This is a genomic window from Aeromicrobium sp. UC242_57 (genome assembly GCF_044452305.1).
Taxonomy (GTDB): Bacteria; Actinomycetota; Actinomycetes; order Propionibacteriales; family Nocardioidaceae; genus Aeromicrobium.
On sequence record NZ_JBIOAM010000005.1, the window covers coordinates 1,104,477 to 1,126,333 of the forward strand.

18 protein-coding genes and 2 pseudogenes are annotated in these 21,857 nt (G+C 68.1%); 9 read left to right on the top strand and 11 right to left on the bottom strand.

Features of this window, described 5'->3' with window-relative positions; translation table 11 throughout:
• The first annotated feature begins 10 nt into the window (after positions 1-10).
• Positions 11-856 carry a carbohydrate kinase family protein gene (locus ACHMWU_RS28505; protein ID WP_396048852.1) on the top strand — a complete coding sequence of 282 codons (846 nt, stop codon included), beginning with the start codon at positions 11-13 and terminating at the stop codon, positions 854-856.
• Between the two features lie 4 nt (positions 857-860).
• On the opposite strand, the gene ACHMWU_RS28510 is transcribed toward ACHMWU_RS28505, so the two are convergent.
• Both ACHMWU_RS28510 and ACHMWU_RS28515 read right to left on the bottom strand, forming a co-directional pair.
• Positions 861-1,727 carry a carbohydrate kinase gene (locus ACHMWU_RS28510; protein WP_396048853.1) on the bottom strand — a complete coding sequence of 289 codons (867 nt, stop codon included), beginning with the start codon at positions 1,725-1,727 and terminating at the stop codon, positions 861-863.
• Positions 1,724-2,934: pseudogene (locus ACHMWU_RS28515) on the bottom strand (AGE family epimerase/isomerase). Before ACHMWU_RS28515 ends, ACHMWU_RS28510 begins: the two are co-directional and overlap by 4 nt.
• Positions 2,935-3,088: 154 nt before the next feature.
• Between ACHMWU_RS28515 and ACHMWU_RS28520 the strand changes: the two are divergent.
• Together ACHMWU_RS28520 and ACHMWU_RS28525 are read left to right on the top strand one after the other, a co-directional pair.
• The gene (locus tag ACHMWU_RS28520) at positions 3,089-3,913 is read left to right on the top strand and encodes an ABC transporter ATP-binding protein (protein ID WP_396048854.1); all 825 of its coding nucleotides are present in this window, start codon (positions 3,089-3,091) and stop codon (positions 3,911-3,913) included.
• 239 nt (positions 3,914-4,152) lie between these two features.
• Positions 4,153-4,845 carry an ABC transporter permease gene (locus ACHMWU_RS28525; RefSeq protein ID WP_396048855.1) on the top strand — a complete coding sequence of 231 codons (693 nt, stop codon included), beginning with the start codon at positions 4,153-4,155 and terminating at the stop codon, positions 4,843-4,845.
• Positions 4,846-4,855: 10 nt separating this feature from the next.
• Here ACHMWU_RS28525 and ACHMWU_RS28530 read toward each other — a convergent pair whose 3' ends face one another.
• The 3 genes from ACHMWU_RS28530 to ACHMWU_RS28540 form a co-directional block, all read right to left on the bottom strand.
• On the bottom strand, positions 4,856-6,457 hold the full coding sequence (locus tag ACHMWU_RS28530; RefSeq protein WP_396048856.1) for a CocE/NonD family hydrolase: 1,602 nt from the start codon (positions 6,455-6,457) through the stop codon (positions 4,856-4,858).
• Positions 6,411-6,668, bottom strand: a complete 258-nt coding sequence (locus ACHMWU_RS28535) for a hypothetical protein (RefSeq protein ID WP_396048857.1) — start codon at positions 6,666-6,668, stop codon at positions 6,411-6,413. The genes ACHMWU_RS28530 and ACHMWU_RS28535 overlap by 47 nt, the downstream gene beginning before the upstream one ends.
• A gap of 75 nt (positions 6,669-6,743) precedes the next feature.
• Complete coding sequence (locus ACHMWU_RS28540; protein WP_396048859.1) at positions 6,744-7,484, bottom strand: IclR family transcriptional regulator; 741 nt, start codon at positions 7,482-7,484, stop codon at positions 6,744-6,746.
• Between the two features lie 79 nt (positions 7,485-7,563).
• On the opposite strand from ACHMWU_RS28540, the pseudogene hutH reads away from it, so the two are divergent.
• The 6 genes and pseudogenes from hutH (at position 7,564) to ACHMWU_RS28570 (ending at position 14,220) form a co-directional block, all read left to right on the top strand.
• Positions 7,564-9,089: pseudogene (gene hutH, locus ACHMWU_RS28545) on the top strand (histidine ammonia-lyase).
• Positions 9,086-10,804: a urocanate hydratase gene (hutU, locus tag ACHMWU_RS28550; protein WP_396048861.1), complete on the top strand. Its 1,719-nt coding sequence runs from the start codon at positions 9,086-9,088 to the stop codon at positions 10,802-10,804. Before hutH ends, hutU begins: the two are co-directional and overlap by 4 nt.
• A gap of 2 nt (positions 10,805-10,806) precedes the next feature.
• A complete protein-coding gene (locus ACHMWU_RS28555; protein ID WP_396048862.1) occupies positions 10,807-11,976 on the top strand; it encodes an allantoate amidohydrolase in 1,170 nt (389 codons plus the stop codon).
• Positions 11,973-13,097 (top strand): formimidoylglutamate deiminase, encoded by a 1,125-nt coding sequence (locus ACHMWU_RS28560; RefSeq protein WP_396048863.1) that lies wholly within the window; start codon positions 11,973-11,975, stop codon positions 13,095-13,097. Before ACHMWU_RS28555 ends, ACHMWU_RS28560 begins: the two co-directional genes overlap by 4 nt.
• The gene (locus ACHMWU_RS28565; protein ID WP_396048864.1) at positions 13,094-13,939 is read left to right on the top strand and encodes a hypothetical protein; all 846 of its coding nucleotides are present in this window, start codon (positions 13,094-13,096) and stop codon (positions 13,937-13,939) included. The genes ACHMWU_RS28560 and ACHMWU_RS28565 overlap by 4 nt, the downstream gene beginning before the upstream one ends.
• Entirely contained in the window at positions 13,855-14,220 is a 366-nt protein-coding gene (locus ACHMWU_RS28570) for an amidohydrolase family protein (RefSeq protein ID WP_396049266.1), read from the top strand. Before ACHMWU_RS28565 ends, ACHMWU_RS28570 begins: the two co-directional genes overlap by 85 nt.
• Positions 14,221-14,242: 22 nt before the next feature.
• Here the strand turns inward: ACHMWU_RS28570 and ACHMWU_RS28575 are convergent, their stop codons facing one another.
• The 6 genes from ACHMWU_RS28575 to ACHMWU_RS28600 form a co-directional block, all read right to left on the bottom strand.
• The gene (locus tag ACHMWU_RS28575; protein WP_396048865.1) at positions 14,243-14,605 is read right to left on the bottom strand and encodes a YchJ family protein; all 363 of its coding nucleotides are present in this window, start codon (positions 14,603-14,605) and stop codon (positions 14,243-14,245) included.
• A 176-nt stretch (positions 14,606-14,781) separates the two neighbouring features.
• Positions 14,782-16,818, bottom strand: coding sequence for a hypothetical protein (locus ACHMWU_RS28580; protein WP_396048866.1), 2,037 nt, complete (start codon positions 16,816-16,818; stop codon positions 14,782-14,784).
• A gap of 273 nt (positions 16,819-17,091) precedes the next feature.
• Positions 17,092-19,146: a (Fe-S)-binding protein gene (locus ACHMWU_RS28585; protein ID WP_396049267.1), complete on the bottom strand. Its 2,055-nt coding sequence runs from the start codon at positions 19,144-19,146 to the stop codon at positions 17,092-17,094.
• Positions 19,122-19,808: a hypothetical protein gene (locus ACHMWU_RS28590; protein ID WP_396048867.1), complete on the bottom strand. Its 687-nt coding sequence runs from the start codon at positions 19,806-19,808 to the stop codon at positions 19,122-19,124. The genes ACHMWU_RS28585 and ACHMWU_RS28590 overlap by 25 nt, the downstream gene beginning before the upstream one ends.
• A gap of 109 nt (positions 19,809-19,917) precedes the next feature.
• Complete coding sequence (locus ACHMWU_RS28595; RefSeq protein WP_396048869.1) at positions 19,918-20,175, bottom strand: hypothetical protein; 258 nt, start codon at positions 20,173-20,175, stop codon at positions 19,918-19,920.
• 467 nt (positions 20,176-20,642) lie between these two features.
• On the bottom strand, positions 20,643-21,827 hold the full coding sequence (locus tag ACHMWU_RS28600; protein ID WP_396048870.1) for an MFS transporter: 1,185 nt from the start codon (positions 21,825-21,827) through the stop codon (positions 20,643-20,645).
• Between the last annotated feature and the right edge of the window lie 30 nt (positions 21,828-21,857).

Below are 21,857 nucleotides of genomic sequence, written 5' to 3' on the forward strand. Positions count from 1 at the left end.
GGACGGCGCTGTGATCCTGGTCGTCGGCGACCTGGTCGACGACGTCGGCGTGCGTCCGCTCGGCACGATCAATCCCGCCAGCGACACTGTCTCCGAGATCCGGATGACGCCCGGCGGCTCGGCGGCCAACGTCGCGGCCTGGCTCGGCCACCTCGATGCGCCGGTCCGCTTCGTCGGACGCTGTGGCGCCGATGCCGTCGCACGTCACGGGGCGGCGTTGGAGGCGTACGGGGTGGACACCCACATCACGGGAGACCCGGACCTGCCGACCGCGACGATCGTGCTGACCCTCGACGACGCAGCCGACCGCACGATGTACGTCGACCGGGCCGCCAACACGACGCTGACTGCGGAGCACGTCCCGGACGACGTCTGGGACGGCGTGACCTGGCTGCACCTGACGGGCTACTCGTTCTTCGACGACGGGGTGCGGCCGGTCGTCGTGGGGCTGGTCGACGAGGCCCGACGACGTGGTGTCGGGGTCAGCATCGACCCGAGCTCGCTGGGCTTCCTGGAGGCTGCAGGCCGTGACACCGTGCTGGGCTGGCTGACGGGTGCCGATCTGGTGCTGCCCAACGAGGACGAGCAGCGCTTTCTGCAGCTGACGGGCGACGGTGTCGTCCTGACGCTGGGCGCACAGGGGGCGACGTTCGCCGGCGCCAAGGTGGCAGCGGTGGCCGCTGACGTGGTCGACACCGTGGGTGCCGGAGACGCCTTTGCCGCCGGATTCCTCAGCCGCTGGGTCACCGGCAAGGACCCGGAAGAATCGCTGCAGGCCGGGGCCGAGGCTGCCGCCCGGTGTGTGGCGGTGCGTGGCGCCCGGCCGACGGCGCAGGTCTCGACGGCGCAGGTCTAGGGCGTCAGGTCGCGGAGCGTCGGCGGGTCGGCACCTGGCCGTGAGCAGGTGATCGCTGCCGCGCTGGCGGCGTACATCGCCAGATCACGCAGCTCGGTCGTGTCGAGTCGTTGCCTGCTGGCCAGTCGTAGGTCGCCGACCACGCGAGCATCGCTGCCATGAACGAGTCGCCGGCGCCGATCGTGTCGACGACCCGCACATCGGCCGGCGGCACCGTGGCGAATCCGCCGCCCCCTGCGATGACGGCTCCCTCGCCGCCGAGGGTGACCGCGACGATCCCGTGGTCTGCGGCCAACCGGCGCACGAGATCGGCAGGATCCTCGTCGGGAAACAGCACGGCCGCATCCTCGTCGCTGAGCTTGAGGATCGACACGTACGGCCAGATCCTGTCGAAGACCTGCCTCCACCGGCCAGCGTCGGGCTCGACGGTTAGCCGGATGTTGGGATCGAACGACACCGGGATGCCGAGTGCGTCCGCACTGACCACGAGATCGGCGACGAGCTCCGCACCGGGCTCGAGCACCGTCCCCAGCGATCCGACGTGGACCGCCTCGAAGGTCGCAGGATCTGGCGGCTCGTCAGGGTTCCAGGTCAGGTCGAACTCGTACGACGCGCTGCCGTCGGCGGCCAGCGTCACGACCGCGCTCGACGTCCGCCCAGGCTCCGGCGACAACCGGTCGAGGTCGACGTCGGACAGGTGCAGCTCCTCGCGCAGCACGTTTCCGTACGGGTCGTCGGCGATCTGCGCCGCGAGCACCGTCCCCACCTCGAGGCGAGCCAGTCCGACGGCGACGTTGAACGGCGATCCGCCCGCATGCGCCGACGACTCGACCACGTCGACCAGTGCCTCCCCGATGACCAGGACCGTCATGTCGCCGTCCTGATCGTCAAGGCCGCACTCGGTGCGAGCGGCAGATCGGGGAAGGTCAGCGCGTTGAACGCGTGATACGCATCCGGCTTGCCACGCCAGGTGCGCGTCGATGGGGCCATCGACGGTGACAGCGCGTGGTGCCACGACCCGGTCGCGTCGTCGACGAAGTGCTCGTCGATCTCGGCCCACCAACGGCTCGCGAAACCGGTGTAGCGTGCCGAGCCCGTGTAGTCGTGCAACGCCTCGGCCGCCAGCACCGCCTCGGCCAGCACCCAGTGGAAGCGCTCCCGGACGATCGGCTCACCCGACCAGCCGTCGTGTAGGCCAGGCCCGGAGTGTCATCGCGCATCGTGTCGTCGACGGCACGCGCGAACAACGCCTCCGCGGCCTCCAGCATCCACGGGCGCGGCTCGTCGAGACCCGCGGCGAGCTGCACGATCAGCCGCGACCACTCGAAAGCATGCCCGGGCGTCGCGCCGAAGGGTCGGAACGGGTCGGCAGGGCGTTCCTCGTTGTACGTGGGGACCGGCGTCCAGTCGTGGTCGTAGTGCTCGGGGATGCGCCAGCCGTGACCACGGGCGTGGATGCCGATGATTCGTTCACAGATCGACAACGCCCGTCGGTGCCAGACTGGGTCGCCCGTCACGTCGCCGGTGACGAGGTAGGCCTCGACCGCGTGCATGTTGCTGTTGGCGCCGCGGTACGGGTCGACGACCGACCAGTCCTCGCTGACCTCCTCGACGCAACGTCCGTTCGACCGGTCCCAGAAGTGCTGGGTGTGGATGCGTGACGCATCCGTCAGCAGTGCGGCCGCGCCGTCGACGCCAGCAGCCGAGGCGGTCGCGGCGGCCAGCAGCACGAACGAATGGCCATAGCACCGCTTGTCGCGATCAACAGGCGTGCCGTCGAACGTCACTTCGTCGTACCAACCACCGTGCGCATCGTCGTGGAACGCCGTCGACAGCGCCTCGACACCGTGCGTGGCCAGGTCGAGGCTCTCGGCCTCGCCCGCCAGGTGGGCGAGGGAGAACACGTAGGTCATGCGGGCGTTGATCCACAGCTCGAGCTGCTTCTCGGGATCGGGCAGACCGTCGTCGTCGAGCCAGACGAATCCACCTTCTGGCCGCTTCGAGCGGCGTGCAAAGGCCAACAGGTTCTCGCGGGCGGCATGTCGCCACTGCGCGCTTCCGGGGTTGTCGCCGCTCATGGGTCCAAGTTACCTATCAACCACTGCCCATGGACGAGTAGCGATCAGTCAGGGTTCAATCAGGGGGCAGCACGGGTGGTTCCCCGATGCCCGGCACCAGCCTCTCGCCCGAAGGTGGAGCCATGACCACAACACATCGCAGGCGGCGGTCGGCATGATCCGGGCCCAGGGACTGACTAAGACATTTGGTGGCAAGCAAGCCGTCAATGACATCGACTTCACGGTCGAGCCCGGCAGGGTGACCGGATTCCTCGGGCCCAACGGCGCCGGCAAGTCCACCACGATGCGGATGACGCTCGGGCTGGACGCCCCGACCAAAGGGTCAGTGACCGTCAACGGCCACCGCTATGCGACATCGCCGGCCCCGCTCCGGGAGGTCGGCGCGCTGCTGGAGGCCAAGGCAATCCACCCCGGACGTTCGGCCCGCGACCACCTGCGCTGGATGGCTGCCAGCAACGGGATCCCCACGACACGAGTAGGCGAGGTCCTAGAGCTGGTCGGGCTCGACAGCGTCGCCGGGCAGCGCGCCGGCCGCTTCTCCCTCGGCATGGGGCAGCGGCTCGGCATCGCGGCGGCCCTGATCGGTGATCCTCCGGTCGTGATCCTGGACGAGCCGGTCAACGGCCTCGATCCCGAGGGGATCCGCTGGGTCCGTCAGCTCGCCCGACAGCTCGCCGACGAGGGGCGGACGGTCTTCATCTCCAGCCACCTGATGTCGGAGATGGCCTTGATGGCCGACCACCTGATCGTCATCGGGCGAGGACAGATCCTGGCCGACTGCTCGATGCAGCAGTTCATGGTCGACCACGCGGCCTCGTACGTCCGGGTCAAGGCGCCGCAGACCTCGGACGTCGAGGTGCTGCTGGACCGGCACGGCCTCGACGTCGATCGCGCCGGTGACGAGCTGCGAGTCCAGGGCCTCGACGCCCCGGCGATCGGCGAGCTGATCGGCTCGCACGGTCTGCTGCTGCACGGCTGACCCTCGTGCGTTCCTCGCTCGAGGACGCGTTCATGGAGCTGACGGCCGACAGCGTGGAGTATCACGCGAAGGCTGCCGCCCCTTCGACAAGCTCAGGGACCGCGGGAGAGAAGGCATCACGATGAGTACTCAGACAGCGGTGGCGTCCGTCGCCACGAAGGCAGAACAGGTCGGATTCGCCCAGGCAGTGCGCCCCGAATGGGTCAAAGCTCTGGTCGGTGCGGTCGACGTGGTGGACCATGGCTGCCCTCGTGGTCCTGGGCGCTGGCCTGACGACTGTGATCTGCTGGGGCAACGCCGATTGGCTCGCCAGCGACGAGGCCGACGAGTCCGCAGCATCGTTCATCACCTGGGGCATGATGATCGCCCAGGTGTGCGCGGTGATCGTGGGCGCCCTGGCGGTGACGTCGGAGTACGGCTCAGGGATGATCCGCACGTCGTTCGCGGCGGTGCCGAAGCGGGGCACGGTCTTCCTGGCCAAGGCGGTCGTGGTGTGCAGCGTCCTGTTCGTGGTCAGCACGCTGACGGCACTGCTGGGCTACGTCGGTGGCAACTACTTCCTCGACCGTGAGGGGATCGGCCTGGCACTCGAAGGCCCGGTCGCCCGTTCGATGTACGGCAGCGGTCTGTACATCGCGACGCTGGCGCTGCTGGCCATGTCGGTAGGTTTCCTGGTGCGGCACACCGCGGCCGCCATCTCGATCGTTCTGGCGACGGTCTTCGTGGTGGGCACGATGGTCATGCTGATCCCCGGCGAGCTCGGCGAGTGGATCGCCAAGCTGATGCCCGGCAACGCTGCCGACTCCCTCGTCTCGCCGGTCTCGTTCAATCCGAACTCGTTGGATGCTTGGACGGGCTACGGCGTGATGCTGGCAGAGGTCGGCGTCGTGAGTGCGCTGGCCTGGTGGCTGCTCACCAAGCGCGACGTCTGACCCCCGCGGCCTACTTGACGACGGGGAGGGTCAGGGCCTGTGCGGCCGAGCCGGTCGTCACCTGGACCGGGTGGGCCGTCAGGCCGCCGCGATAGTTGGTGGAGCCGCCCGCGACGACGAGCCTGACCGAGTGCCCCTTGGCGAACCGGTGCACGATGCCGGGCAGTCGCACGGTGAACGGCTTCGACGCGTCGGCCACCCTCACCGGTGCGACCAGGTTGCGGATGAACCGGGCCTTGCCCGCGGCGTCGACGTCAAGCAGCTTGACGAACAGCACGAGCTGCCCGTTCGGGCCGGCCCCCTGGGTCAAGGCAGTGCTCGGCGCATCGACCTTCAGCCGCAGGCTGGGGCTTCCGACGACGTCGAGGTTGCGGGTCAGCGGGGTGCCCGTCCAGGTCGCGAACGTTCCGGGCAGGTCGACCTCCGGGAGGGGGAGCGAGCTGCCGATGACGTCGAGCGGATCGGTCGACGTCGGCAGCCCCGCGACGGGAGTCAGGAAGCTCTGCTTCCCGGGCGCGATGCCGGCGGTGGTGGCTCGCAGCGACGTGCCTGACAGGTAGTACGTCGTGGCCTTGCCGACGGGATACGTCGAGGCGCTCGCGTAGGCCGGCGTCGCGATGCCGCTGTACTTGACCCAGTTCCGGAAGTACGAGAACTGCGGTCCCGTGTGAACTTTTTTGCCCTTGAGGTAGCGGTCGAACCAGGTGGCGACGCGTTTGGCGACGTGCTGGTTGGCCGGGTTGACAGTCTTGAAGTCGAGCTCGCCAGGAGCGTTGGCGCCGGAGTGACCGCCGTTGATCCAGATCATCTTGGTCGTGGTGCGCTGCTTGCGCAGGGCGGTGTAGGTCGCAGCGCCTTCGTTCAGGTTGAACAGGGTGTCGTTCTGGCCCTGGATCACGAGGGTCGGGATGGTGACCCTCTTGATGTAGCTCGCGACGGAGGCATGCCGCAGATGGGCGATCGAGGTCGCGTCGAGGCTGCCTGTGACGGCGGCGGTCACCAAAGCGGGGCAGACGAAGGTGGCGAAGTTCGGGCAACCCACGATGCGGCTCGGGTCGGCGGGCAGGTTGTTCAGCCCGTTCACGACGCCGAGCCCGGAGAACCCGAGTGCCCAGACGAGCTTGGCCGCTCCTGGGGTCGCGGTGCTGACGCCGGACGTCTGAGAGGTGTTGTTGGGCGACAGCGAGTACGACAGGTCGTTCCAGGTGATCAGCGGGACGATCGTGTCGATCCGCTTGTCGACCGCTGCGGCGGCGTACTGCACCTGACCGCCGTAGGATCCGCCGACCATGCCGACGCGGGGGTCGTTGGCTCTCTTCTTGCCCGCGTGATCGCGCTTGTCGCGTCGGACGATCTTGAGCGTCGGCGCAGCCACGGTGTGCTTGGCGTCCTTGAAGGCGATGCCGGACTTCCCGCCGAGGAAGCTGACGAGCTGGCTGGCGGCACGTCCGTCGTAGTCAGGATCGTCGAGGGTGATCTTGCACCCGGATCCGCCGAAGCCGAGACCGGAGTACGACAGCACGACGTATCCCCGGCGGGCGAAGGCCTTGCCGATCCCGGCCTGATCAGCCTTGGACCCGCCGAATCCGTTGGTCGTCAGGATCGCCGGCACCCGCTTCTTGGCCGTGGCGGTCGAGGGGGACGTAGAGATCGCCGACGATGTTGCAGGTCTGGGCTCCCGTGGGTCCGATCCTGACCTTGAAGTTCAGCGCGGTGACCCGGACCGTGGGGGCTGCCTCGGCGGTCTGGGCGGTCGCGGTGAGGACGCTGGTGGCGAGGGCGGCGGTCGCGGTGGCGACCAGCGCCTGACGGAATCGGGGCATGCTGCTCCTCGGCTTCTGAGACGAATGTCTTAGAAGGCCCAACGAGGCGCAGGCGTGGAAGTCACTCGTGGCGGGTCAGGGCAGGAGCCGGCGGGTGATCTCGGCGGCGGTGCTCCTCACCGCTTCGCTGAGGTCGTCGACGGGCACGTGCGTGCTCCAGGTGACGGCGACCGAGGCATGGATCGTGCCGGCCTCGATCGGCGCCGCGACGGAGGCGAAGCCGGCCGTGACCTCGCCGTCCTCGGTCGCGTAGCCGCGCTGGCGAGTCGTCGCCAGCAGGCGGCGCAGCTCGGTCGGCGAGGTGGGACCGGCTCCGGTACGGGACGTGAACGCATCGCGGTGCGGGTACAGCGCCGTGATCTGTGAGGAAGGCAAGGACGCCAGGATCGCCCGCCCGGACGCGGTCAGGTGGGCCGGGAGTCGTACGCCGACCGCGGTGACGAGGGGTGGACGCGACGGAGCGCGCTCCTCGATGACGTAGAGGACGTCGGTGCCGTGGAGCACGACCAGGTGTGCCGACTCGCCGACCTGGTCGACGAGCCTGGCCAGCGGAATGCGGGCGAGCCTGGCCAGTGGCTCTTGGCGGGCGAACCCATGGCCGACCTCCCAGGCCGCGATGCCGATTCCCCACGTGCGGTCGTCGGGATAGTGCACGACGAAGCCCTCGTCGGCCATCGCGGTCAGCAGGTGATAGGTCGACGAGCGGGGCAGGTCGAGCGCCTCGGCGATGCGTGCGGCGGCGACGGGAACGGGTTGGCCCGACAGGAACCGCAAGGTGCGAAGTGCCGCCGTGGCGGCGGGAACGGTTCTGGCCATGTCCGAGTGTCTCGTATCCGAGACGAATTTGCCTGCTGGGACGTAGCGCGACCCGACCCGGCAGGAGTCCAATGAAGACATGACAGTCGAGGTGGGAACCGGTGCCATCAGCCCGGAGGACGTCGTCCGGGTGGCTCGGTACGGGGAGAAGGTCGAGCTGAGCCCGGATGCCTGTCAGGCGGTCGGCCGAGCCCGTTCGTACGTCGATGCGCTCGCGGCATCCGATGTGGCGGTCTACGGCATCTCGACCGGCTTCGGTGCCCTCGCGACCCGCCACATCGAACCGGCGTTGCGGACCCAGCTGCAGAAGAGCCTGATCCGTTCGCACGCCGCGGGCAGCGGTCCTCGGGTCGAGGACGAGGTGGTCCGCGCGCTGATGCTGCTGCGGCTGTCGACCCTGGCGAGCGGCCACACCGGGGTACGCCTCGAGACGGCGGAGGCCTATGCGGCGATGCTGAACGCTGGCCTGACGCCGGTCGTGCACGAGTACGGCAGTCTCGGCTGCTCCGGCGACCTCGCGCCGTTGGCGCACTGCGCCCTGGCCGTGATGGGTGAGGGGCAGGTCGACGATCACGGCACGCTGCGCCCCGCGGCCGAAGCGCTGGCGGCCCACGGTCTCGCCCCGGTCGAGCTCGCCGAGAAGGAGGGACTCGCCCTGATCAACGGGACGGACGGGATGCTCGGCATGCTGGTGCTGGCCCTGCACGACCTGCACCGGTTGCTCGACACCGCAGATCTGGCGGCGGCGATGAGCATCGAAGGTCTGCTCGCCACCGACCGGGTGCTCGCGCCCGATCTTCAGGCACTGCGCCCGCATCCGGGGCAGGCCGTGTCGGCGGCGAACATGACCGACCTGCTCGCCGGATCACCGATCGTGGCAAGCCACCGGATCGGCGACGGTCGGGTGCAGGACGCCTACTCGTTGCGGTGCGCGCCGCAGGTGCACGGCGCTGCCCGCGACACCCTCGATCACGCTGCGGTCGTCGCGGGACGCGGCTCAGCGCCGCGATCGACAATCCATCCGTGCTGGCCGATGGCCGGATCGAGTCGCACGGGAACTTCCACGGGGCACCGTTGGCCTACGTGCTGGACTTCCTCGCGATCCCGATCGCCGACGTCGCCAGCATGAGCGAACGACGCACCGACCGGTTCCTCGATGCTTCGCGCAGCCAGGGCCTGCCGCCGTTCCTGGCCGATGATCCCGGAGTGGACTCGGGGCACATGATCGCGCAGTACACCCAAGCGGCGATGGTCTCCGAGCTCAAGCGGCTGGCCGTACCGGCGAGCGTCGACTCGATCCCGTCGAGCGCGATGCAGGAGGACCACGTGTCGATGGGCTGGTCGGCCGCCCGCAAGCTGCGGACGTCGGTCGATCTGCTGACGCGGGTGCTCGCCATCGAGATCCTCACCGCAGCGCGAGGGATCGAGCTGAGAGCGCCGCTTCGACCAGCCGCAGCGACCGGAGCGGCCATCGACCTGCTGCGGCAGCACGTCGCGGGTCCTGGCCCGGATCGCTACCTGGCACCCGACATCGAAGCGGCGACCGACCTCGTGCGGTCCGGCGCGCTGCTGCACGCCCACACGGAGAAGGAGACGGACAGATGACCGGTCGGACGATTCGCGCAGCACGAGGAACTGCCCTGACGGCCAAGTCGTGGCAGACCGAGGCGCCGATGCGCATGTTGATGAACAACCTCGATCCGGAGGTGGCCGAGCGCCCCGACGACCTCGTGGTCTACGGCGGAACCGGCAAGGCGGCTCGCAGCTGGGAGGCGTACGACGCGATCGTTCGGACACTCGAGAACCTCGAGGACGACGAGACCCTCCTGGTGCAGTCAGGCAAGCCGGTGGGTGTGTTCCGTACCCACGAGTGGGCTCCGCGGGTGTTGATCGCCAACTCCAACCTGGTGGGGGACTGGGCCACGTGGCCGGAGTTTCGCGAGCTCGAGGCCGAAGGTCTCACGATGTACGGCCAGATGACCGCCGGATCGTGGATCTACATCGGCACGCAGGGCATCCTGCAGGGGACCTACGAGACCTTCGGCGCGGTCGCTCGCAAGTTCGCTGCCTCTGGCAGGCATGAGCACTGTAACGGCACACTCGCCGGGACCCTGACCCTCACGGGAGGGGCGGGCGGCATGGGCGGCGCGCAGCCGCTCGCGGTCACCATGAACGAGGGGGTCGCGCTGGTCGTCGACGTCGACGAGACGCGGCTCGACCGACGGGTCAAGCACGGCTACCTCGACGAGTACGTCACCGATCTCGACGAGGCAGTCGAGCGGGTGCTGGCGGCCAAGCAGCAACGCCGTCCATTGTCGGTCGGCCTGGTCGGCAATGCCGCGACGGTCTTCACCGAGCTGCTCGAACGTGGCGTGCCGATCGACATCGTCACCGACCAGACCAGCGCCCACGATCCACTGAGCTATCTGCCCGAAGGCATCACGGTCGCCGACTGGCACGCCGAGGCGGACCGCGACCCGGAGGGCTTCACCGAGAAGTCCCGGGCCTCCATGACCAAGCACGTGCGGGCGATGGTCGGGTTCATGGACGCTGGGGCCGAGGTGTTCGACTACGGCAACTCGATCCGCCAGGAGGCGCGTCTGGGTGGCTTCGAGCGGGCATTCGACTTTCCGGGCTTCGTGCCGGCATACATCCGGCCGCTGTTCTGCGAGGGCAAGGGACCATTCCGGTGGGCCGCCCTGTCAGGCGATCCGGCCGACATCGCGGCCACCGATCGGGCGATCCTCGAGCTGTTCCCCGAGGACGAGCACCTTGCCCGCTGGATCACGCAGGCACAGGAGAAGGTCCACTTCGAAGGGCTACCCGCTCGCATCTGCTGGCTGGGCTACCAGGAGCGTCATCTGGCCGGGTTGAAGTTCAACCAGATGGTCGCCTCCGGCGAGCTCAGCGCACCGGTCGTGATCGGCCGCGACCACCTCGACTCCGGCTCGGTCGCTTCGCCGTACCGCGAGACCGAGGCGATGGCCGACGGCTCGGACGCGATCGCCGACTGGCCGCTGCTCAACGCGCTGCTCAACACCGCATCGGGCGCCACCTGGGTGTCGTTGCACCACGGCGGAGGCGTGGGCATGGGACGCTCGATCCATGCTGGCCAGGTCATCGTCGCCGACGGGTCGGAGCTTGCTGCCCGCAAGATCGAGCGGGTGCTGGTCAACGACCCGGGCACCGGCGTCATGAGGCACGTCGACGCGGGCTACCCCCGAGCGGTCGAGGTGGCCGACCAGCGCGGCCTGCGCGTGCCGATGAACGAGGCGCCCCTCATTCCGGCTGCGCTCCTTGAGCCTGTCGAAGGGGCCTAGCGATGCTCGACGCGATCATCGGTGTCGGACGCGACAAGGCGTCGGGCGGGTACCGGCGGTTCGCCTGGAACGACGCCGACATGCTGCTGCGCGAGTGGTTCGTCGGCGAGGCGGCCGAGCGTTGCATGGAGGTCGTCGAGGACGGCAACGGCAACCAGCTGGCCTGGTGGGGGACGGGCGATGACGCCCTGCTGCTGGGTTCGCACCTCGACTCGGTGCCCGACGGTGGCGCCTTCGACGGTCCGTTGGGTGTTGCCTCGAGCTTCGCAGCGATCGACCGGCTCCGAGCCGAGGGGTTCGTGCCGTCGCGGCCGGTGGTCGTGGCCAGCTTCGCCGACGAGGAGGGCGCCCGGTTCGGCATCGCCTGCGCCGGCTCGCAGCTTGCTGCTGGCGTGCTCGAACCGGCTCGCGCACTGGCCCAGCGCGATCGGGAGGGGCTGACGTTGGCCGAGGTGCTGGTCGATCGCGGACGTGATCCGCGTGCGGTCGGTCGAGCCGACTGGATGGCTGACATTGGGACCTTCGTCGAGCTGCACGTCGAGCAGGGCCGGTCGCTCGTGCACTCCGACTCGCCCGTCGGGGTGGCGAGCGCGATCTGGCCGCACGGTCGGTGGCGGCTCGACTTCTGCGGCGAGGCCAATCATGCGGGTGCCACCGAGATGGCCGACCGCCGAGACCCCATGCTGGCCTACGCGGCGACAGTCCTGGCCGCCCGCGAGATCGCGACCGAGGCTGACGCGCGCGCGACGTTCGGCCGTCTGGAGGTCGAGCCGGGCGGCACCAACGCGATCCCGTCGCGGGTCCGAGCCTGGCTCGACGCACGTGCCGCCGACGAAGGCGCGCTCGACCGACTTGTCGAGACCTTGGTGGCGAGGGCGGCAGCAGCCGCCCAGGCCGACGGCACCACGGTCGAGCTGACCCAGGAGTCCCACAGCCCGGCCGTCCAGTTCGCTCCCGCGCTGCGCGATCAGCTGGCCACGTTGCTGGATGCGCCAGTGCTGCCGACTGGCGCGGGCCACGACGCGGGAGTGCTGAGCGCCCACGTACCGACCGCGATGCTGTTCGTCCGCAATCCAACAGGCATCTCGCACTCGCCGCAGGAATGGGCCAGCGAGGCCGACTGTGTGGCCGGGGTCAGGGCGCTTGTCTCCGTGGTCAAGGATCTCGCGTGAGGTCGGTCCCGGCGTTCGCCAACTGCCACAGCCACGTCTTCCACCGTGCGCTGCGAGGACGTGTCGTGGGAGCCGAGTCGTTCTGGACGTGGCGCGAGCAGATGTACGCGCTCGCCGAGGTGCTCGATCCTGACTCCTTGTTCGACCTGGCCGCTGCGACCTATGCCGAGATGTACCTCGCCGGCGTCCGAACCGTTGGCGAGTTCCACTACCTGCACCATCAACGCGGTGGGGTCCCGTACGCCGACCCCAACCTCATGGGGGAGGTGCTGATCGCCGCAGCGCGCGACGCCGGAGTGCGGATCGCCCTGCTCGACACCTGCTACCTGACCGCGGGAGTGGGTCGCAAGCCCGAGGGCGTGCAGACCAGGTTCGCCGACAGCGACGCCGACGCCTGGGCTGCTCGGGTCTCGGCGCTTGTCGACCGGTATCGAGGCGCCGACGACGTCGTGATCGGTGCTGCGATCCACTCGGTGCGGGCGGTGCCCCGAGAACAGCTCGCCACGGTTGCGTCGGCACTGCCCGAAGCGCCGCTGCACGTCCACGTGTCGGAGCAACCAGCAGAGAACGACGAGTGCCTGGCGGCCACGGGTCTGACCCCGGTCGCGCTCCTGGCCGAAGGAGGTGCCTGGACGCCGCGAACGACTGCGGTGCACGCCACCCACCTGACGTCCGCCGACATCGAGATCCTGGGGTCGGCATCGTCCTACGCCTGTTTCTGTCCCACCACCGAGGCTGAGCTCGCCGACGGGATCGGCCCGTCGGTCGCTCTGCGCGAGGCCGGTGCGCGGTTGACCCTCGGCTCGGACAGCAACACCGTGATCGACATGTTCGCCGAGGCGCGTGCCGTCGAGATGCATGAGCGACTGCGGTCGGGGAGGCGTGGCGCCTGGTCGGCCAGGCAGCTGTGGGATGCGGCGACGACGGTAGGCCACGAGTCGTTGGGCTTTTCGGTTCCGGCGCCGATCGAGGTCGGCGAGAGCGTGCGGACGGCGGGTTCGGTCGAGGTGCTGTGGTCGGCGACGAGCGAGGACGTCCTTTCGACAGGCTCAAGGAACGTCAGCGACGAGGTCGCTCATCGCCTGCGGACGGCGATCGAGGCGTGCTGGAGCCGCACATGACCTCGCACCTGCTGACCAACATCGGCGAGCTCGTCACGTGGGAGCACGAGCAACCGATCCGTCACGGCGCCGCCATGATCGTCGAGGACGGGCAGGTTGCCTGGCTGGGTGCGTCGGCCGACGCCCCGTCCGCCGACACTGCGCAGGACGTCGGCGGCGCCACAGTCATTCCCGGCTTCGTCGACTCCCACACCCACCTGGTCTTCGCCGGTGACCGGTCGGCTGAGTTCGAGGCCCGCATGAGCGGACAGCCCTACGCGGCCGGAGGCATCCGGACGACGGTCGCTGCGACGCGCGCTGCGAGCGACGACGATCTGGCCGCCAACGTCGCCAGACACCTCGCCGAGATGCGGGCGCAGGGCACGACGACGGTCGAGATCAAGAGCGGCTACGGGCTCACAGTCGTCGACGAGGCGCGGTCGCTCGCAATTGCCCGCGAGTTCACGTTCGAGACGACCTACCTCGGCGCCCACGTCGTGCCCGCTGAGAGCGATGTTGCTTCATATGTCGAGCTCGTGACGGGCGAGATGCTTCAGAGGTGCGCGCCGCACGCGCGGTGGGTCGACGTGTTCTGTGACGACGGAGCCTTCGGCGCCGATGAGGCGCGCACCGTGCTGACGGCCGGGATGGCGGCGGGGCTGGTGCCGCGGATCCACGCCAACCAGCTGGGACTCGGCCCGGGAGTCCAGCTCGCCGTCGAGCCGACGCCGCAGCGGCCGACCACTGCACGTACCTGTCCGATGCCGACGTCGACGCGCTGGCGGGTTCGCAGACGGTCGCCGGGCTCCTGCCGGGGGTCGAGTTCTCGACCCGTCATCCCTACCCCGACGCGCGGAGGCTGATCGATGCGGGCGTGACGGTCTCGATCGCGACGGACTGCAACCCCGGCAGCTCCTACACGTCGTCCATGCCGTTCTGCGTGGCTCTTGCCGTCAGGGAGATGGGCATGACGCCGCGCGAGGCCTTGTGGTCGGCGACGTCCGGCGGTGCGCAGTCACTGCGCCGCGAGGACGTCGGTCACCTGCGGCTTGGCGCGACAGCCGACTACGCCGTGCTGGATGCCCCGTCGTACGTCCACCTCGCCTATCGCCCCGGCGTGCCACTGGTGCTGTCGACCAATTGATACCGAGCCAGAAGCTGGGCTGTCAGGGCTGGCTGACCCCGTCGTAGTACAGCCAGGTGCCGGCTTCACGGACGAACCGGCTGACCTCGTGCTGGCTGCCAGCGCCCGCCGGCGAACGGTAGAACGCCTCGAACTCGACGACACCGGCACTGTCGAAAGGGCCGCCGGCCTGGGTCGAGATGATGTCGAGCCGGTACCAGCGTTGGTCGACTTCGAGCTCGAGGCTTTCTGGGCGGGTTCGGGGGTGCCAGGTCTTCACCAGGTACTCCGGGTCGCCCACCGCGAAGGCGCTGAAGCGCGACCGCATGAGCTGTTCGGCAGTCTGCGCGGACGCTGCACCGGAGTGCAGTCGTCCGCAGCAGCTGTCGTAGGGCAGGCCGCTCAAGCAGGGGCATCGACGTAAAGACACATTTTCAGTATCCCCCGTGACTTCCACGAAGGACCGTCGTTGTCCCTATCGAACCGGGCTCACTCCCTCCCGCTCGGTTGCGACGCTTGTCCTCGGAGAAGCAAAAAGTCCGGTCCGTGGCTCCCTCCCCGACCGGACTTTTCGCATCTCCGCTACTTCTTGGTGATCTTGGTCCGATCCGATCCCACCCGGTCGGTGAACGATCCGATGACCTTGACCGTCTGCCGGCTGGGTACTGCGCTGGACTGGATCTTCAGCTTGCGGTTGATCCGACCCTTCGCGTCGGCCTTGCCGCTGGCGAAGGTGAAGCCGAACATCTTGATCGTGTAGCGCTCGCGCGGCGCCAGGCCAGAGACCTTGACAGTCAGCTTCTTTCCGCGCTTGACCTTCGACGACACCGAGACCTTGAGCTTGGCTGCGCCCACCTCGACACGTCCGGCGACAGGCCGGCTGTCGATCGGCGTGTAGCCGGCCTTGATCGCCGTCACCCTGACGCCGAGCGTGCGACCGAGGTCGGCCTTCGTCGGCTTGTACGACGTGCCGCGGGCGCCACTGATGCTCGCACCGTTGCGAGTCCACTGGTAGCTGTAGCGGTCGGCGGTCGGCTCAGAACCGGTGACTCGCACCGTCACGGTCTTGCCGACCCGGACGGCACCGGAGAACTTCGTTGAAGGGCTGATGCCGAAGTAGGCGGGTGCGACGGGGCTGGATGCCTCAGAGGTGGATGATCCGCTGGCCCAGCCGTCGCGGTGTGCCGTCTCGGTCACCGTCAGGGTCTTGCCGACCGTGGCGGCGGTCGGCGAGTACGACGTTCCGGTTGCTCCGTCGATGGGGGTGCCGTTCGCGTTCCACTGGTAGTCGTACGAATCTGGGGTGGCCGAGTAGGTTCCGGGCTCGACAGTGACTGAGTCGCCGAATGACGGTGTCCCGTTGATCCACGGCTGTCCTTCGGATGTCAGTGCGCCGGAGACCGCGCTGGATGCCTCAGAGGTTGACGATGCGCTGGCCCAGCCGGTCTTGTGGGCCGTCTCGGTGACGGTCAGCGTCTGACCGACGTTGTCGGCGGTCGGCGAGTAGGACGTTCCGGTTGCTCCGTCGATGGGGGTGCCGTTCGCGTTCCACTGGTAGGTGTAGGAGTCGGGGGTGGCCGAGTAGGTTCCGGGCTCGACAGTGACTGAGTCGCCGAATGACGGTGTCCCGTTGATGGACGGCTGTTCCTCAGGAGCCAGCGCCGCGTACGTGGCCAGAGCGCCGTAGCGGGTGGCCTGCAGGTCGACGATCTTCTTGCCGGTCAGCGAGCTGGGCAGCTGCGTCTGGCCTCTGTCGGCCGAGCCCCAGGTAATGATCTGACCGTCCTGTGTCGATGCGATGGCCCAGTCGCCCTGGGTCGAGAAGGCCGTGATGGTCTTGTCGTCGAGGGCTGACGGGATCGGCTGGGCGCCGATGCCGTAGCTTCCCCACACGAAGAGCTTTCCCTCGTCGTTGACGGCCAGCACGGAGGACCCGCCTGACTCCAGCGCGACGAAGTTCTCGTCGTCGTACTCGCTCGGGGTCGCCATCAGGTAGCCCCAGGTCGTGATCTTGCCGTCAGAGGTCAGCACGGCTGGGCCGAACGCGCCATTGGAGACCTGGGTGACCGTCTTGTCGTCGAGGGTGGACGGGATGTTCAAGCCGTTGTAGGCGTTGTTGCCCCAGGCCAGGACCTCGCCATCGGACGTCAGCGCGATATCGCTGTTGAAGCCGGCGGCGAAGTCGACGATGTCAGCGTCGGCGACCTCTTGAGGGATCGCGGCTGGTGCCTGCCCGCCGTCGAGGTAGTAGCCCCAGGTCGTGAGCTCGCCATCATCAGTCTGGGCCAGACCATGGTTATAGCCCTGAGAGATCTTCGTGACGACCTTCGAGGCGAGACTGCTTGGAATGTCGAGCGACCCTTGGAACGTGCTGCCCCAGGACTCGATCTTTCCTTCTGGAGTCAGACCGATACCAGACCAGTAGCCCTCTGAGACCTGGCTGAAAGTCTTGTCCTGAGGGACCAGAGTGTCTCCCCAGCCGATGGCGCGGATGGCGCCGGGGGCTTCGCCGACGCTCGTCGCCTGCGCGGATCCGGGGACGAAGGTGAGAAGGGCCGGGACGGCCAGGGCGATCGCGCTGACGCGCGCCCATGTGGGAGTTCCTGGGAAACGTGACACGAGTGATCTGCTTTCGGGGGACGACAGAAAAATAAACTCCCCCGAGCAGGACCAATCTAGCGTCATATGCCGGGTAGAAATGGCAAAAAGGGCGGACCCGAAGGTCCGCCCTTTCAGCTGGAGAGATTCTCCCAAGGAGTAGCCCTCAGGGCTTGGTCTCGTCGTCGGTCGGCTTCTGGGTGCCGCCCTCTTCGACCCATTCCTCCACGGCGTCGTCATCGGTCGCCTGGTTGTGGTGGTCGACGTCGGGGACAGCCTCGGTCGCTGCCGCCGTCAGCTCCTCGCCGCTGGGGTTGGCATCGCTGGCTCGACGACGTCATCGCTGACCGGGTCGGCCGTCGACTCAGCGTCCTCGACCGCGACGACCTCGGCGGGAGCTTCGACCTTCTCGGCGGGGGCCGGAGCCTCAGCCTCTTCGACAGGTGCTTCGGCCGGAGCCTCAGCCGGGTCCTCAGCCGGGGCCGGTTCGGGCTCCGGATCGGGCTCAGGCGTCGCGGTCTCGTCGGGCACCAGATCGGTGTTGACCGCACCGACGTTGGCCCACGCCGCATCTTCCTTCTCGCTGGCCGGGACGACCGGAGCCGCGGGGGCTGCCTCCGATGCGCTCTCGTCGGCCGTACCCGACTCGTCGACCGGCACGTTGTGCTCGGCGGCGACGGTCTGGTCGTCGGCCGGCGGGGCAGGCTCCTCCGCGGCGGGCTCGCTCGCCTGAGCCGCAGCACCAACTGCAGCCGGGTCGCTGATCGACGCGGGGTTGGCCTCGTCGGCCGCATCAGGCTCCGCCTCGACGACAGCCGGGGCCGGAGCGCGCTTGACGCCAGCGAGCAGCATCTGAGCGACGTCGATGATCTCGACCTCTTCGCGGGCCTCGCCCTGCGACTGCTTGAGCGTCAGGCCGTCCGACAGCATGACCCGGCAGAACGGGCAACCGACCGCGATCTGCTCAGCGCCGGTCGCGATGGCCTCTTCGGTGCGGTTGACGTTGATGCGCGAGCCGATGGTCTCTTCCATCCACATGCGGGCACCACCGGCGCCACAGCAGAACGACTTCTCGGTGTTGCGGGGCATCTCGGTGAGCTCGGTGCCCGGGATGATGCTGAGCAGCTCACGCGGTGCTTCGTAGACCTGGTTGTGGCGGCCGAGGAAGCAGGGATCGTGATACGTGATCTTCTTCTTCTCGACGGCGGGAGCCGACGCGTCAGGTGCGACCGGGGTCAGCTTGCCCTCGCGCACGAGGCGGTTCAGCAGCTGCGTGTGGTGCACGACCTCCAGCTCGACACCGAACTCGGCGTACTCGTTCTTGAGGGTGTTGAAGCAGTGCGCACAGGTCGACACGACCTTCTTGACCTTGGTCTCCTTGAAGACCTCGGCGTTCTGCATCGCGAGCTGCTGGAACACGATCTCGTTGCCGGCCCGACGAGCCGAGTCGCCGGTGCAGGTCTCGCCGTCTCCGAGCACGGCGAACGAGACGCCGGCCATGTCGAGCAGCTCGGCGACGGCCTGGGTCGTCTTCTTGGCGCGATCTTCGTAGGCGCCGGCGCAGCCGACCCAGAACAGCCACTCGACCTCGTCGAGATCTTCGATGTCCTTGCCGACCTGCTTGACCTCGAAGTCGAGGCCCTTGGCCCAGTCCATGCGGTCCTTGGGCGCCATGCCCCACGGATTGCCCTTGCGCTCAAGGCCCTTGAAGATGTTGTTGAGCTCGGCGGGGAAGTTGGACTCGACGAGCACCTGGAAGCGACGCATGTCGTCGATGTGGTCGACGTGCTCGATGTCGACGGGGCACTGCTGGACGCAGGCGCCGCAGTTGGTGCACGACCAGAGGACGTCGGGGTCGATGACGCCGTACATCGACTCGTCACCGATCAGCGGACGCTCGAGCTCCTGCTTCTGCTCGTCGGTCAGCTTCTCCTGCTCCTCCTCGGAGAGGGCGAGCAACGGGGCCTTGGCATAGGCGTGCTCGCGCAGGCCCATGACAAGGAGCTTGGGTGACAGCGGCTTGTCGGTCGCCCAGGCGGGGCACTGGCTCTGACAACGTCCGCACTCGGTGCAGGTCGAGAAGTCGAGGATGCCCTTCCAGGTGAAGTCCTCGACCTTGCCGACGCCGAGCTGGGCGAAGTCTTCCTCGTCGAGGTCTTCCATGTCTTCGAGGTCGAGCGGCTTGCCCTTGACGTAGATCGGCTGCAGGCCGCCGAGGGCCGTCTTGCCGCTGCTGTTGCGCTTGAACCAGATGTTGGGCCAGGCGAGGAAGCGGTGCCAGGCGACGCCCATCGTCAGGTTCAGGGCGATCACGACGAGCCAGATCATCGCAGAGACGACCTTGACCATCGCGATGAAGTAGATGATGTTCTCGAGCGTGTCGATCGAGTCGGGACCGGTCGGGAACAGGTTGCCGAAGTACTGCGAGATCGGGAAGTGGAAGGCAGTCGCGTGCTCGGCGTGCTCGCCGCCGTGCGCCTTCGCCAGGTTGTACTCAGCGCCGCGGATGAACAGGATCGCGATGCTCTCGAGGAACACCATGGCCTCGACGAAGTACGCCTGGCCCATGCGTGAGCCGAAGAAGCGGCTCTTGCGCTCGAGACGGCGCGGTGCTTGACCTGTCGGTAGATGATCAGCGGGAGGATCGCAAGCGCGCCCAGCAGGCCCAGGACTTCGCCGATCCACTCATACAGGAAGAACTGACCGATGATCGGCCAGGTGAAGTCAGCCTTGAACAGCTGGAAGAAGGCCTGCGCGACAGCGGTGCTGAGCACGATGAACGCCGCGAACGCGAACCAGTGCAGGATGCCGACCCAGTGCCACTGGAGCATCCGGGTGTGCCCAAACGTCTCGATGAGCATGTTCGTGGTGCGCTTGGCCGGGTTGTCGGTGCGTCCGATGGCGGGCTTGCCCGTACGGATGACCTGCAGCATCTCGAGGACTGCCTTGACGATGAGCGGCAGTGCAACGAGCGTGACGACAAGCGATACGACGATCGCGACGACCTGCATGGAGGCCCCATTTCCTGTGATACGACCCTGACAGTTAGGCCTGACATTATCCGGTGGTTGTGCGGTTCACTGAGTAAGGCTTGCCAAAGCAGGCGGGGTGAACCGTGTCTCACATGCCGACGGTCTTCGAAGTCTTTCGCTTGGGCAGCTCGGCGTGAACCTTCTTGATCCGGTAGCTGCCGTCCTTGCGACGCTTGACCCACAGGTCGCCGGTGACCACGACTCGACGTCCTCGCTTGGTCGCACCGTAGACCTGCTGGTGCACCCAGGTCGGCAGGTCGGTGTGCCCGGCCAGCTCGCGACCGACCATGACGGGAGTGTGCTCCGGAAGGGCCATGGTGTCGAGCCAGACCGGAATGGCTCTCACCGGGTCGTCGTCCTCGTCTTCGTCGGCCAGGTCGAACCAGGCGCCGACGCGGGCCGTGAAGAGCCCCGTCGGCCGGAACGGCAGCTTTTTCTCGTCCCGCAGGCTCCACTTGCTGGCCGGGCGGAGGCCCGGGGGCAGCTCCCAGCCGTTCGGGCAAATCGTCCTTCAGGCCGTCCCGGAGCCTCCCGAAGCGGTACTTCAGGATCACGCCGTGCATCCGAGGGGGACGGCGTCCCTTGTCCCACGACTCGAACAGGGCGCGGTGCAACCGGGTGCCTGCGGCATAAGAGCCAGCCGGGACGTTGCGTCCTCTCAGAGCGGCGACCAGCAGATCAGATGACGTGCTGCCGGTGGCGTCGCGCTGGACCCACGCCTCTTCGTACGCCGCGAACGCCTGTTGATTGGTGCTCGGCACGAATGTGCCTTCGCCCGGCTCCGAGGGGTAGAAGTCGTTCATGGCGTTGACCCTAGGTGCTGGGGGTCTCGCCCTTGACCGGAACCAGCGGGATCGCGATCAGGGGGAACACTGCGACCAGGCCGAACGCCCAGCCGTAGCCGGTGCCGGTGATGAGGGCTCCGATGACGGGCGGGGACGCCGCGGCTGCGAGGTACTGACCGGTGTTCTGGGCTCCCAGTGCGCGACCTGACCAGTAGGGGCCGCTGATCTCGGCGACCGAGGTGAAGGCCAGGCCGTTGTCTGCGACGGTCACGACCGAGGCCATCACGATGATGCCAATCGCCAGAGGAGTGCTCTCGAAGACGCCGAGCGCGACCAACGTGACGGCAGCTACGGCGGCGACGCTGCGCATGGGTCGCAACCGGCTGCCGGCCCGGTCGGACCACGTGCCGGCAGCGATGCGACCGAGCGAGCCAAGCACCTGGGTGGCGGCGACCAGGATGCTGGCGGCCAGCGTCGACCAGCCCTTCTCGTCGATGAGCCAGACCAGGGTGAACGTCCAGACCGTGAACTGGGGGACGACGAGCAGCATCGATGCGAGGTGGATGCGCCAGAGCCGGTCATCGCGCCGGTAGGGGTTGTCGAGCTGGCCGAGGTCGGCGGCCTCGGCGCGGGTCGGCCGCGGAGGGTCGACGATCAGGACCGCGGTGAGCAAGGCTGTCAGCCCGCAGATGACGGCGATCGACAAGACGGCTGTGCGCAGGTCGAAGGCGTCGACGAGGTTGGGGATCAGCAGCGCAGCCAGTCCCACGCCGACCGGCTGGGCGGTCTGCCGGATGCCCATCGCGGTGCCGCGCCGGTCGGGCGGGAACCAGCCGATCACGACCCGGCCGCTGGCGGAGTTGGTGCTGGCACCGCCCATGCCGCCGATGAACAGGAAGATCGCCAGCCAGATGAATGACGTGCTGAAGGCCGCGGCCGTGGCGCCGGTGGCCAGGATCGCCAGCCCGACCGACATCGAGGTCCGTTCGCCGATGCGGTCGACGATCGCGCCCCAGGCGTACATCGTCAGCATCATGCCGACCGTGGCCGACGAGGCGACGAGTCCGGCCTCGACGAGGCTGAGTCCCTGCTCGAGGTGGAGGTACGGGATCAGGAACGGTGTCGCGTTGACGTACATGCTGCTGGCGGACTGGCCGATCATCGAGACGGCGAGCATGATCCAGCGGTTCGGGGTTGTCGTCGCGACTGCCATCTGCCCACATCCTGATACGAATCGTCTCAG